General features: G+C 38.3%; 14 protein-coding genes. 6 read left to right on the top strand and 8 right to left on the bottom strand.

Going from position 1 to position 12477, the window contains the following annotated elements:
• Window positions 1-83: 83 nt before the first annotated feature.
• A complete protein-coding gene (gene cadR / locus F941_RS13840; RefSeq protein ID WP_018573144.1) occupies window positions 84-476 on the top strand; it encodes a Cd(II)/Pb(II)-responsive transcriptional regulator in 393 nt (130 codons plus the stop codon).
• A 118-nt stretch (window positions 477-594) separates the two neighbouring features.
• Here cadR and F941_RS13835 read toward each other — a convergent pair whose 3' ends face one another.
• The 3 genes from F941_RS13835 to F941_RS13825 form a co-directional block, all read right to left on the bottom strand.
• The gene (locus F941_RS13835) at window positions 595-1524 is read right to left on the bottom strand and encodes a recombination directionality factor (RefSeq protein ID WP_018573145.1); all 930 of its coding nucleotides are present in this window, start codon (window positions 1522-1524) and stop codon (window positions 595-597) included.
• A gap of 128 nt (window positions 1525-1652) precedes the next feature.
• On the bottom strand, window positions 1653-2693 hold the full coding sequence (locus F941_RS13830) for a YqaJ viral recombinase family nuclease (protein WP_005012508.1): 1041 nt from the start codon (window positions 2691-2693) through the stop codon (window positions 1653-1655).
• A 148-nt stretch (window positions 2694-2841) separates the two neighbouring features.
• Window positions 2842-3879: a DUF932 domain-containing protein gene (locus F941_RS13825; protein WP_005012507.1), complete on the bottom strand. Its 1038-nt coding sequence runs from the start codon at window positions 3877-3879 to the stop codon at window positions 2842-2844.
• A gap of 676 nt (window positions 3880-4555) precedes the next feature.
• Between F941_RS13825 and F941_RS13820 the strand changes: the two genes are divergently transcribed.
• From F941_RS13820 to F941_RS13805, 4 genes are all read left to right on the top strand, one after another.
• Window positions 4556-4813: a hypothetical protein gene (locus F941_RS13820; RefSeq protein ID WP_005012506.1), complete on the top strand. Its 258-nt coding sequence runs from the start codon at window positions 4556-4558 to the stop codon at window positions 4811-4813.
• A gap of 131 nt (window positions 4814-4944) precedes the next feature.
• The gene (locus F941_RS13815) at window positions 4945-5169 is read left to right on the top strand and encodes a hypothetical protein (protein ID WP_005012505.1); all 225 of its coding nucleotides are present in this window, start codon (window positions 4945-4947) and stop codon (window positions 5167-5169) included.
• A gap of 28 nt (window positions 5170-5197) precedes the next feature.
• The gene (locus F941_RS13810; protein ID WP_005012504.1) at window positions 5198-5728 is read left to right on the top strand and encodes a hypothetical protein; all 531 of its coding nucleotides are present in this window, start codon (window positions 5198-5200) and stop codon (window positions 5726-5728) included.
• 132 nt (window positions 5729-5860) lie between these two features.
• Window positions 5861-6277 (top strand): hypothetical protein, encoded by a 417-nt coding sequence (locus tag F941_RS13805; protein WP_005012497.1) that lies wholly within the window; start codon window positions 5861-5863, stop codon window positions 6275-6277.
• Window positions 6278-6788: 511 nt separating this feature from the next.
• Here the strand turns inward: F941_RS13805 and F941_RS13800 are convergent.
• From F941_RS13800 to F941_RS13785, 4 genes are all read right to left on the bottom strand, one after another.
• A complete protein-coding gene (locus F941_RS13800) occupies window positions 6789-7658 on the bottom strand; it encodes a YagK/YfjJ domain-containing protein (RefSeq protein WP_005012490.1) in 870 nt (289 codons plus the stop codon).
• Window positions 7659-8206: 548 nt separating this feature from the next.
• On the bottom strand, window positions 8207-8476 hold the full coding sequence (locus F941_RS13795; protein ID WP_005012489.1) for a hypothetical protein: 270 nt from the start codon (window positions 8474-8476) through the stop codon (window positions 8207-8209).
• Between the two features lie 332 nt (window positions 8477-8808).
• The gene (locus tag F941_RS13790) at window positions 8809-9822 is read right to left on the bottom strand and encodes an inovirus-type Gp2 protein (protein WP_154649293.1); all 1014 of its coding nucleotides are present in this window, start codon (window positions 9820-9822) and stop codon (window positions 8809-8811) included.
• Between the two features lie 86 nt (window positions 9823-9908).
• Window positions 9909-10736: a hypothetical protein gene (locus F941_RS13785; RefSeq protein ID WP_005012481.1), complete on the bottom strand. Its 828-nt coding sequence runs from the start codon at window positions 10734-10736 to the stop codon at window positions 9909-9911.
• A 292-nt stretch (window positions 10737-11028) separates the two neighbouring features.
• Here F941_RS13785 and F941_RS13780 point away from each other — a divergent pair, with 292 nt between their 5' ends.
• Window positions 11029-11301 carry a pyocin activator PrtN family protein gene (locus tag F941_RS13780; RefSeq protein ID WP_005012480.1) on the top strand — a complete coding sequence of 91 codons (273 nt, stop codon included), beginning with the start codon at window positions 11029-11031 and terminating at the stop codon, window positions 11299-11301.
• Here F941_RS13780 and F941_RS13775 read toward each other — a convergent pair.
• Window positions 11285-12433 carry a site-specific integrase gene (locus F941_RS13775; RefSeq protein WP_005012479.1) on the bottom strand — a complete coding sequence of 383 codons (1149 nt, stop codon included), beginning with the start codon at window positions 12431-12433 and terminating at the stop codon, window positions 11285-11287. The genes F941_RS13780 and F941_RS13775 overlap by 17 nt on opposite strands.
• Between the last annotated feature and the right edge of the window lie 44 nt (window positions 12434-12477).

Below are 12477 nucleotides of genomic sequence, written 5' to 3'. Positions count from 1 at the left end.
TGTACCTATAGTCATATTTTCACTTATTGCATATTAGAATCCCTATAGCTACTATAGAGTCAAGCTAGATTTGGTTGATTTCAATGTTTTTAAAAATAGGTGAGTTATCTGAGAAAACTTCTTGTTCAGTACTAACTATTAGGTTCTATGAGAAGGAGGGTCTTATTCCTCAGCCTGAAAGAACTGAGGGGAACTATAGAATGTACTCCGAAGCTTATATCGACCGATTAAAATTTATAGTTAATTGCCGCTCTCTAAATATGAATCTTAATGAAATTAAAATATTGCTTTCTTATAAAGATTTACCTACCCAAAACTGTTCAGAAGTAAATGAATTAATTGACGCACATATTGTAGATGTACAAGAAAGTATCAAAAATCAGCAAAAACTAATTGAACAATTATTAGATATAAGAAAGACATGCGATGGTTCATGCACAGTTGATAGATGTGGTGTATTGAAAAATTTAGCTTGAATAAATACAAAGTTTAGACTTAATACGATAGTTCTATAAGCTATTGATACTAAATATGATAAAAAAATAAATCGAGTGTATAACTCGTAAAGAATCTAATGATTCTTTACGATTAGCTTCAATTCACTGCCCTCACACTCCCCTGCAACCCTTGCTGAATATCCTGCACAAAACCATCCCCTTGATTGAACTTTACTTTAACCTTGGGTTTCGACTCAGGTTTCATTTGTTCAGATTCAACAAGCCCATCTGTATAAAACTCATCTACCAAATCCAAGCCTTCCTCCACATTCACCTCAAACTGCGAATTTACATAGCCTTGTAAAGCTGCCTGATCTAAAGCAACTTGGTTAAATCCACAGAGCTTACTTTTCTGATCAATTTCCTTTGCGGTTTGAATCGCCTCTTGTAAATGCATGCCTTCACGTAAAGTCAGATCTACGTAATAGACTGGCGTACGATAGCTTTGTGTGGTGCTCTTGCCTCTCAGTGTGAGTTGCAGAGGCAGGCATGAAAGTAAGCCATTCGATGCAGCATGGTAGTAACTGAGTCGTGCGGCTAAGGTGCGAATACTATTAAAACCAGTGGTTCTAAAAACGAAAGCACCAAACTCATCCGACTCATCTAAATTCACATACAAACGCCCATAAGGCTTACATAGCCCTCCTTGTGCCAATGAGCATAAATCAGGTGATGGACATGGATGTTGCTCTACGCCTTGATTGGTTAAGCGCTGACACGTTTCGCCATTGCCGATACAAACTGGGCGTCCTGTCTGTCGATCGAATAAGCTGTACTCTGCACGTAGATTCAGTTCAGGATCATTAAAAATCATGCGTACTGGAATGCTTCTAAGTTTTTGATTTTGAGCTTTGGCTCGTAGTTGCTCATCTAAGGGGTGTTTGACCCAGCCCTCTTTATTTTGGATTTGGCTGGTAATGGTGAACTGATCATCTTTTTCAGGAATACGTTTGCCATTCTTTTCAACGACTTTACCGATACTGATCCGCCCGAGTATTGGCGGTGTAATCGCTAAACCTTTAATCATCATAGTTTCCTCTGTTCATGTTTGAATTAAAATGAAATAGACATAAAAAATCCCATGTTCTTAGGCATGGGATTTTTGATTGCCGGTTGGGTGTTCGACTTGTGAATTACACTTAGGCTAAATCTATTTCAATCATCATTGGTATAAATATTGAAGCGCCGTGTACCCTGCTTGTTTTGTGGAAACTGATTCAGATACTCAGGGTGTGACTTAAGCAGAGCCTTCGTGTCTAAACTGATCGAATTCTTCGATTTCTTCCATGTCACGGAACCCGCTTTAAAGGTCGCTCTCTCAGCCTCTTGCATCTGGCCTTGCAGTTGGTGTTTGATTAGCTCAAATTGCTGTTGATACTTTTCAACTTGATTGCGTACTCGGATTAGTTGTTCAAACTGTTGATTAGCTTGTTCATTTTCAGATAGATCTGTCGTAGAGAGTGGTACATGTTCCGGATAAAGCAGTTGTAGAGCTTTGGCTGCCGACTCACTGGCATCCGCTTCAGGTGGCGTATCCTTTTCCACACAGTCCCAGAAATAGCGTTCGGCATTCACAATATGCTGAATCACCGACTCACTGCGGGTCACTTTAAAAATGCGGGTTTCATGCCCGCAGATCAGCACACAAATATGGGCTGCTTGCTTGCCTGTCACCGCCAACTGATGCTGCACCTGACAGAGCACATATAGCGGCACACCGTCCCGCCACAGCTTGGCGCCATGCTCCCCTGCAGTTTTGCATTCAAGCACCTGAACGTCTTCACTGCCTACAACTGAATAATCTAGGTTCGCCAGCATGAAGGACTTGTCTGGATCAGGATGCTGCAGCACAGCATTCACTCGACGGACTTTTCGGTTGGTATGCATGCTGTAGTATTCGGCAACGAGTGGCTCTAACTGCTTGCCCCAATACAAAGGTGCATGACCTTCACTTTCATCCTCAATCGATTGTTTAATCCGCCCTGTTTTAATCATCCACAGTTCCAGCATCGACATATAGGGATTGAGCCCACAGGCAGCAGCACAGTCACTGCTGCCAATACCTTGCCTGCGCACTTCCAGCCATTCGGCCTGACTGAGTTTTCGGGTATCAACAAAGCGTTTTGCCATAAATAGCTTCGGTATACGCTGTTGCGGCTGCGTTTTGGTTTGAGAAATGGTCATTGCTGATTTCATGTTTATTTTCCTACTCTGATTTTGTTAAATTTCGGGCATAAAAAAGCCGCATCTGGAGATGCGGCAAAGAGGTGTCTGAATCAAAGAGGAAGGATGGAATCATCTTGATCCCATGCCGTCATCTTAAATCTCTAATCTGAAAATAAGCTTAAGCAATCATACGCAAGGCCTGCTCCAGTCCTCGCTGCTTAAGCCCTGCACCAGCCCCAAACCATGCAGAATCCAGACGGTGATCCTGACTCATGGCGCGGCGCTCATGGTCGCAGAACTCGGTAATTGAGCACAGCAAGCCATAAGCCGTATCTTTAGCTGAACTCAATTCTGCCCCACGGCCATGCCCATTAAACATGGTCATGACTTTCGACATCGCGCGGCCATTCGGTTCAGTTTTGTTTTCAGCTTTTGTGGCTTGTGTAGCGACATTACGGTAGAACTGAATAATGCCTTCATCCTGCTCGATTGGACTTAAGCTGGTGTTATTAAATACTGCATCAAAATACGCTGCTGCTTCAGTCTGTGTGACTTTACGTTGACTGAGCTGTTTCATTTCATACATATGTTCATCCCATGCACGTACTGAAATACCGAGTTGCTGTTTAATCTTTTGTGCATCGAATTTGGTACTGTGCGGCACTTTGACCACACCTGCACTGCTGTTCTGTCCTTTCAAGGCAATGGCTAAGGTATTGTTGCAGACTACACGGATACTGGTAAATTGCGCCGTGGTCGCCAGTGTGCCGTCACAAGCGGTTGCCAGCAGCATATAGCCATTGCTGACATCTTTGCCTTTGAGTGCTGCGCTTTGCCCTGTTCTGGCTAAAGCCCAGAACTTCTTGCCGCCTTTCAATACCCCAGCTGTTTCCAGCTCAAAACCTGACTGCTCCGTTAAATCTCGGTAGAACTCCAAAATCTCTTTCGGTTGCACTTCTTGATAACGCTGACTGACCACCGATAAAGGTGTATGGGTATCAGAACGGTACAGTACACGCTGTTCTTCATACGGCATGATGATGCATTGCCCGCGCTGATTCTGCGCCATGTAGCTGACATTGGATGATTCAATGCGCCAGTCCATCCCGGCCTGCTGTGCCCAGACTTCAATCGGCTGGTTTTGGGTTAGCTGGTTGCCTAAGCCATGCCAAGGGGTTTCGCCGACATAGGCCATTTGTTCAAGTTGATGCGCCATAATGTTTTCCTATTTAACAATGAATATGTTTAAGATTCGCCAATCTAAATATCCGGCATAAAAAAGGCCTGCAGGGGGCGCAGGCCAAACGGGTAAATCATGCAGCGGCAAAGCAGCATGAAGATTCATGTAAATGTTATATATCTGAAATTTATTTAAATCCTGTTCAATTCATCCCCCTGATTTTTTATTCAAATCAATCCTCAGCAATTGACCCGATCCATCTCTGCGATTATGATTTGGGTGCTGGCCTACATTGCCAGTCGGTTTTAGCAGACCGTTTCCTAAGTGCGCTAAAAGAATCCCTTTTTTTGGCGTGAGTACTCGTGCTCCCTCTGCGGTAGAACGGGAGGGGGACACCTTCGGGTGTGCTGATTCTTAGGTTCAGTCTGCTAACCCCTTTTCGTTCTGCCACCATTATTTAGCAGTAATTGGTAGAACTTCTTAAACCTAAGGAGTCATCACCATGACTAAGCATTATCTCGCCTTATTATTTTCCCTAAAGCCTGTCTGGGCCATTCCCTCGCCCTTGGCATAATTCATAGATTACATATCCGCTTAAATTGACCGAAAGACTTCCACCTTCATTGGAGGGCCTGCGTTCGTCTGTTCATTCAATCACGCGTATAAATCCATCTATTTCAAAATAGCCAAAACAATAAATTCGGGGGAATTAATGAAAACCTCTTTATCAATTGCTTTCATCACGCTGACTGTACTCCTGCTCACAGGCTGCGCGGGAAAATCTGAACGTCAATTTGTCAGCGGGTGCAAGGCCGGTGGCGGTGACACTGCTGCATGCACATGCATCTACAGCAAGCTTGAGAAAAAATTCGGAGCGGATGCACTGGAACACAGCCTCCATACCATTCAGCAAACCGAAGAATTTCACAGGGAAATGATCAGCAGCACCTATCAGTGTCTGAAGGAATAAGCCATGAGGATTATTGCCGGTACTATCTGCATCATCGCAGTGATCTGCTTTTTAGGTCTGCCTTTCATTGGAATGATGATCCTGTTCGGGCTTTTCTTCTTGCTCGCTCAATACGCTTTTGGGGGAAATAAATGAATCCATCGATTAAAACCTGGATCATTCGCGGCTATTTGACCATTGGCCTGCTTTTCACGCTGTATCAATCCTTCTGGGGGCAATACAGCTATAAATCATTTGCCTATCATCTCGGACAAGGCGTGATCTGGCCTGCTGTCATGTTCCCTTCAGTGGGCAAGTTCATCGGCGGCCTATTGCTGTTAGTGATTATTGGCAGTCTCGCCTTACGTTCCAAATAATGAAATGACTTTAAAATAAGGAAACATCATGAATAAACATATCATCGCTATACTACTGGCAACTTTTACAACTTCTGTTTTTGCTGCTGATCACATGATCATTAATGGAAAAACCGTCACCATGAATGACAGCCGCTCGACGCTGATTCAGAAATTTGGCAAGCCTGAATCAGGAACAGCTCAGTTCAGCAATTGGACCGTGGGCAACTTGAGCATCTACGCCAATTACAGCCCTAAGGGCTTAACTCAGTTCAGCGTCAATCAGCTCAATAATGCGCCGAGTAAGCACGTGATAAATATTGAAGGAAAAACCATTACTCTAGGCAAAGACACCATCAGAACCGCAACGGGAAAATTTAAGCACGCCTGCTTTAACTTTGATGAAGGCCGGCAAGGCTCAACCTATACCATGACGCCGAAGACCGCTGTGAAAAATAAACTGAATATCGTTCTTGAAACCACTGCTGATGCATATGATGTCAAAACGATTTCCAGCATGCCGATCAATGGCTTTTCATTTACCCAAGATGCTGCAGCATCCAATCAAGGCTGCAAATAAAGCATCAAAAAAATAAATCGGGTGTCCTTCTCATTTCAATAAGCATTGCGCGCTTAAATTATTTAAGCGCGCAATGCTGAATCCCTATGAAACACTCCTCTTATAATAAACCTCTATATCGAGATCTATGCCATGCACCCTTCAGTTCTGCTGACTGCCTTATTGACGCTTTCTTGCTGTGCGTTGAATATTCAAGCCAAACCGATCACACAGAAAATGTATTCCTGCAAAAGTAATAGCGATAGCATCCGCACCATTTCAACCAATTGCAAAAATCCCGCTGCTAGCTTCAGCTTAGGCTACAGTGTCGAAAAGTATGGTGATCACGGCTCTTTGCTGAGAATCGAAAATCCAACGAGGCATAATATTGAGATTGATCGAATAGAATTGTTCGATGCTTTGAATCAGCCCTGTGAACTTGACAGCTGGGGACCGGAAGGTGAGACGGTTTCTGCTAAAAGCCACTTCAATGTCATAATCAGTGAATGCAAGCCTGAGCACATTTTTAAATATGTGCTTATCCAAGGAAATAAACGGTATGTGTTCTAATGCGGACAAAGATTAAGCCATCATTCAAATACCGTAAAAAACCGGTCACCACGGGTCGGTTTTTATCCCTATTCAACAGCGCATTCAACCCAGATGGCTAAAGCTTAAAATACTGCTGGCACTGTTCACAGTAAAACGCTATCGCGATCCCTGAATCAAAATGGCTTTGCCGAGTTTCAATCCAATACAGATAAACACTTTTAAGCAGCGCCTCAGCCAGCCCCGTGATCCAAGGTGATAAAGGCCAGCCCTTGAACAGCTGCTTTATGACCATTCCACCGAATCCCGCATGAGAACTCAATAAGGATACTCTGTGCGGGCTAGATTCAGACGGTTTAGAATGTGAAACAAAGACACGATGAATGTGAGTAGACTGACAATATGGGCAATGCGTTAACATAGTTGACACCTCCAATGAAAAATAAAAAAAGGGCCTATTTGCATAAGCCCTTCAATCTGACCACTCGACAGTGATTTTCATGTGGATGATGTATGCCTATATTATTTTCTATTAGCCGAAAGTCCGCATGCATTTTTTAGTTTTCACTCTCAGATGCTGTGCTTTCTTCTCAGGGCGTACCAGATAAGCCACTGTATCCAGCATATTCTTCACCTCATCTGGATTGTTACGGTGAATCATCCCAATGCCTAGACGCTTGCGATCAGAGAACTGTTTGAGATAAGCAGTGCCATGACAATTAAAATAACTGCCTTGATCTTTTGTAATCCTTAACCACAACTTGCCGACCTGATTCGCCAGCCAATAAGCATTACGACGTTCACTGCCCTTATAAACCAACAGCAAATGACAGTGATAGCCCTTCTCTTCTCCCTGTTCTAATGCCCATGCATATTCAATCAAACCTTTGAAAATTGTATCTTGATTCTGAAGGCGCCTTCTTAACACCCTCATATCATCATTGAATGTTTGAATATTAACTCGATCCTGAAAATTTAATGGGTAAGCCAAATCAACTCGAACGACCAAAATACGTGCATATCTTTCACTGATACGCTGCATTCGCTTCACTAGTTGCTCAGTATTTTTAGACTCACTATAACGATGATCTCTTAGCTGACGCTTTTGTCTTTGGTAGTACCTTTTAAAATCGCGCTGCAATTGTTTAAATGAGCTTTGCTTTAATTGATAAAACAGCTCATCGTAATCATTCAGGTATGCTTCAAAATCTAGTTCGAGCACAATAAAAACGCCAATCGAAGCAGAGTAATCAAAATCAACTGAATATATTTGATCAAATTGAATTAGAAGATCCGTGAGGGTGTGGTAAAAGTTACGCGGCTGTTTTGTTGCAAGAGCAATCTCTTCAACAAAGTTTTCAATTTCAATAAGTACTTTAGACTCATTCAAGATATTATTCATTTTCCATTCCTACTTAATTTCTAATACATAGGAATGGTATTGGTGTAATTATTTACTTATACTGATAAAAAGAGCAATTACACAATTTCAGATTTTGCTGAAACATACTTAAAAAAATACTTATTTATAATAGAAGTATCTAAAAGACTAATTAAATATCTAGTGACGTGTTCTGTATTAATAAAATTAATAACCTCCTTTTTTTTAAAAAACAAAAACCTAGATTAAATAGCGCATATGCTGTCACACATTAAATCTTCAAACTTTTTTTTCAGAAAAAACCGTTATTTATTAAAGCTTATTTTATCCGTCGTTTTAGATTCATGATTAGCTGATTTACAATTACAATTTGAAGAAAATTAGTTGCTGAATCTAAAATTAAAAATTAACACATTAACAATATAAAATTAAAAAATTATAAGGATTCAAAAATTAATCAACTTATTCATTTGAAGGTAGCAGGAACCGAACTCCACAAGGGTGTTGGAGATCCTTTGAATCTTTAGCTGTGTACTAGCTCAACGAGCTCTATAAATCACACATATCACTTACGCCAAATCAAAGTATTTCCAAACTTGTTCAATATCATCACGCTCTGCGCCTGTATTCTTTTCAAGATTAACCAAAGCTTCCAAAGAAGTATCCCTATCTAAAAGGTGTCCCACTCCAACATAATGGCATTCATCATCAGTATCATTACCACATAAAAACTGCCAATCACAATCTTCATCACGAACTACGACTAAAACGGGTTTTTCTTTATGAAAAATATGTGGACAGCAATAAACTCCAAAATCTCGCTGAAATTGTTTACTCATATTTAAAATATTCCTTTGCTAACGCTTTAGCATTTCTAAAATTCTAACATTGGGATTTGGTGGTGCCTTTTCTGGCACTAACATCTTCAATAAAATGTTCTATATTTATCAAGACCTTTGATTCATTTAAAGCATTACTCATGAGATTTCCTTTTGGTAGTTTAAACTATACAAAGTACTCTCATGTAATTAATTACCAGCTAGAAATTAATAAATATGAATTATTAATAACCCAACAAAAAAACATCAATATCAACCAGAACAAATCATACTGTATTTATTTTAATTAAATCAACAAAAAATTAAGAGACAATAATTATCCAACATACAGATCAAGAAATTTCACCACGACCATAAGAACGATATTTTTTTTCTAATTTTAAGCGAAAAAAATAATCAGTATTTACAAAATAATTTACAATTCTTTTTAGCTCATATTCAATTTCACAATTACTCTTCTCAGACGAAATCACAGAGTTACACCTATATTTCAGAAATGAATAACAATCCCAAAACTTTCCATAACCATCTGTTAATTCCCTCCATCTAGACTTTAATATTTTCATTTTATAATCTATATCCTGTTTTTTATTTCCTTTTTCCATTTCATCATTTTTTAGAAATAATACTATGTGACAACTTACGTGCCCATCATCCTGCTGAGGTTGAAATTTCCACATATAACCTATAATATTTTTCTTAAACTCTCGTTTTGTTAAAAAATACAAAAAATCATTCTTATCTTTTATATACCTCTTTATAAAATCTTCCATTTTATCTTCATTTCTAGGACACAGTGCTATCTCAAAGCGAATTATTTCCAGACTAGGGTAATCATACTGTAATGATTCAGTATATTTAGAAAGTGACTTTCTGTTTTTTTCAACTCTAGTTCTTAAATTATTTTTCCCCTTAGAGAATTTTTCTTCTTTAAATTTTCTATCTAATCTATTTATAAACACATACAACCTATCTTTTGTAATAGGAATTACTTTATTTTCAGGTCCCTTCTCCTCTAAAAAAAGTTTAAACTCAACTCTAAAAATATTTAATTCTGGAGAGAAATCATTAATTGGGTTTATAATTCTTTTCAAACACCTCCACTCAGAACAAATATAACTTGCAAAATTATCAATATAAATTTCATTTAATTCAGGAATATTTCTTAAATCATAAATATGCTTTTCTAATTTCAGTATAGTTTCTGCAAGATGGCTTTGTTCAGGCATATGACACTGCCTTTTATAATCTATTTGCTCACACAGATCATAAAGAGAGTCTGTCTCAAAGCTTTGAAATCCTAAAGCATAGTGTGCCATTGGGTTAGAAAAATAAGGTATTAGCATATCTCACACATTAAGTTAGTTGTTATCATTCAAGTTAGTTGTTTTTGGATTTTTTTAAAAAAAATAGCTCATTATTTTTAAAAAAACTATTGACAATCACCAATTATTTCTGAAATTAATTCAGGACAACTTCTCAAATGATTTATTATAGATTCCTCCTGATAGTCTGAATGAAAAGCTAAAGTTTTACCCAAAACATCGCTACTATTTTCTTCATTTAATGCTCTTTCTAACTTTTTATATCTTTTTCTTAAGTCATTAATTTTATTTTCAAAAGATCTATTCTGAAAAGATGTATACTCCTCATTATAAATTTTATTTTTATTTTTAATCAAAGATAGCGTATTTTCTTCAATCTGACTTAATAACTTTATCATTTCATTCCTAATCCACTCTTTATTAAACAATTCAAACTCATAAGTAATCTTTGGGTAAGCTTCTCTTACTGCTTGATTAATGCTTTCCCATTTACCATTCAAAGAAGCTTCTTCTCTCAGTACCCGATATAAAACCTCTCTTTTCTTATAAAGGTTTTCTTCATATCTTTTTCTAACATTTAACAATCCATTAATTCTATTTCTAAGCTTTTTATTATCAAAACCATATATTGGATAACCTTCCTTGATATATGAATATAAGGCATCTCGATAAATATCATTATGAAACTTCTGATCTAAATTATCAAAAATAGTCAGATATGTTTGAATACTTTGCGTTAGATCATACAGTGGAAGGATATGAAATCCATGTATTTTCTTATCCTTAAAATCATTTAACATCGAGTAGCTAGTCTCATCATCAGGAATTTTCAAGTTATCCACTGATATGCCAAGCTGCGAAGAAATCAAATAAGTAAAACAATTCAACAATTCAGTTAGAAGCTCTTCGTAGTCAGCACGCTTAATTTTCTTCACAAATCATTTCTTATCAATGAGTTAAAAAACATTCTAGCACTATGTTTATATACACCTCTAGCATTATTTTTACTCAGTACATTCTTCTCTAACATATATTCATCGCCGGTAGGAAAAGACCTACTTTGAATCTCTAAATCACAGTGGAAAACAATTATGACTACTTCAAAATTTAACCTATATCTAAACTGCACGTGATAACTCGGGCTATCCTTCGAATTAAAAAGAGATAATTAGAAAGATAAAATTTTTCTAATTAAATTAAATTTTACTATCGTAAATGAGTTAACCAATGGGAACATTTCAATTGAATACGAATGATTACCTTTTTATGAAATATCGCTCTATGACTGTAGAACTAATGACAATAGTGTCCGACTATTTTCCTCATCTTAGTAAAGCTGAGGCATTAAGAAAGGCAAATAGCCAGGAGTTTCCTTTCTCTGTATTTAAATTAGATCAAAGTAAACGTGCACCTTTTTTAGTACACGTGAAAGACCTAGCTGATGTTTTAGATACTGAATACACAAAAGCAGCCAAAGACTATGCTACGTTTCATCGATGAGACGTAGCACCTCCTCCAATTGCATAGTATTCCTTCTTGCTTTCACTGATACGTAGCGCTGCAAACTGCTCCAAGAATCATGCAGACTTACTTTCTGAATTTCAGGAATAGTAAAACTCTGTTCAGCTAGTCTAGTACACCCCTCATGTCTCAAGTCATGAAAACGTAGATCATCAATACCCAACATTTTACAAGCTTCTCTGAACTCTTTGCCTAAGCTTTTAGGATTCAATGGCAGCAGTAAATTTTCATCATGCCCAAGCTTCAACATTCGTTCACGAACTTCTAACTGCTTTAATCTTTTAATCATTTCCTTACAAGGATCAAGGACATCAAATGACTTGTGATTGCCTTTCGAGCCATTTGGATTCTTTAGATCATGTACTTTCCATGTAGAGTGATGTGAATCATAATCTCGAAGATATAATCGTGTTAATTCGGCTTCACGTCTGCATGAAAAAATTGCAAACCACATAATCAAATGCATTGGATACTTTGAACCATAACGGTTTAGCTTCCATCGCTCTGTAAAATACTTCGTCAATGCAATCAGTTCATCCGTTGAAGGAAGTCGGTCTCTTTTTTGACTGGAAGATATTTGACGTGTTTTTCTTAACTGCGCTGTAGCCTTATCGAAACCATTTAAATCAATATCCATTTCCCACATAACAGCAGCATGAGAAAGCACACCACGGATATGTAAAAGCTCATGTTGCTGCGTACTAGTCGCAATAGGCTCAAGTTCGAGATGAGAGACTCCTCCCTTCCTTAAAGCAACATGCTCGGCCAAATGTACTGATTTTAATTTTGTGATAATATTGCGCGCAATTGGTAGCTTCTTAATTAAGAGCAGAGAATAGCGTTTCGTCCTTCCGTACTCGCTCCCGACTTCATCCAAATATTTATCTATGGCATCTGATAAGGTCAGATCAATCAGTTTTTCTTTGCCAAGCAAAATATCAGGATTTTCTTGAATTTCGACTTCTCGTTTCTTAACCCAGTTTTCAGCCAACTTCTTTGAGTGAAATGTTTTACTTTCAGAAAAAGTAGGAAAGCCCTTTCGATTGATTCGAATCGCAGCACGATAGTTAACTTTACCATCTGCACCTTTCCTTGCTGTAATTGACCCCATAATTTACACCACAACCTGTTTTTTTGATTATGGTGTAAAACTTG

The organism is Acinetobacter bouvetii DSM 14964 = CIP 107468 (assembly GCF_000368865.1).
GTDB lineage: Bacteria > Pseudomonadota > Gammaproteobacteria > Pseudomonadales > Moraxellaceae > Acinetobacter > Acinetobacter bouvetii.
The sequence above is the reverse complement of the archived record's forward strand: the minus strand, read 5'-3'. Positions and strand labels throughout refer to the sequence as shown.

Coding starts and splice junctions, on each gene's coding strand:
- cadR (WP_018573144.1), top strand. CDS start 84: ATGTTTTTAAAAATAGGTGAGTTATCTGAGAAAACTTCTTGTTCAGTA.
- F941_RS13835 (WP_018573145.1), bottom strand. CDS start 1,524: ATGATTAAAGGTTTAGCGATTACACCGCCAATACTCGGGCGGATCAGT.
- F941_RS13830 (WP_005012508.1), bottom strand. CDS start 2,693: ATGAAATCAGCAATGACCATTTCTCAAACCAAAACGCAGCCGCAACAG.
- F941_RS13825 (WP_005012507.1), bottom strand. CDS start 3,879: ATGGCGCATCAACTTGAACAAATGGCCTATGTCGGCGAAACCCCTTGG.
- F941_RS13820 (WP_005012506.1), top strand. CDS start 4,556: ATGAAAACCTCTTTATCAATTGCTTTCATCACGCTGACTGTACTCCTG.
- F941_RS13815 (WP_005012505.1), top strand. CDS start 4,945: ATGAATCCATCGATTAAAACCTGGATCATTCGCGGCTATTTGACCATT.
- F941_RS13810 (WP_005012504.1), top strand. CDS start 5,198: ATGAATAAACATATCATCGCTATACTACTGGCAACTTTTACAACTTCT.
- F941_RS13805 (WP_005012497.1), top strand. CDS start 5,861: ATGCACCCTTCAGTTCTGCTGACTGCCTTATTGACGCTTTCTTGCTGT.
- F941_RS13800 (WP_005012490.1), bottom strand. CDS start 7,658: ATGAATAATATCTTGAATGAGTCTAAAGTACTTATTGAAATTGAAAAC.
- F941_RS13795 (WP_005012489.1), bottom strand. CDS start 8,476: ATGAGTAAACAATTTCAGCGAGATTTTGGAGTTTATTGCTGTCCACAT.
- F941_RS13790 (WP_154649293.1), bottom strand. CDS start 9,822: ATGCTAATACCTTATTTTTCTAACCCAATGGCACACTATGCTTTAGGA.
- F941_RS13780 (WP_005012480.1), top strand. CDS start 11,029: ATGGGAACATTTCAATTGAATACGAATGATTACCTTTTTATGAAATAT.
- F941_RS13775 (WP_005012479.1), bottom strand. CDS start 12,433: ATGGGGTCAATTACAGCAAGGAAAGGTGCAGATGGTAAAGTTAACTAT.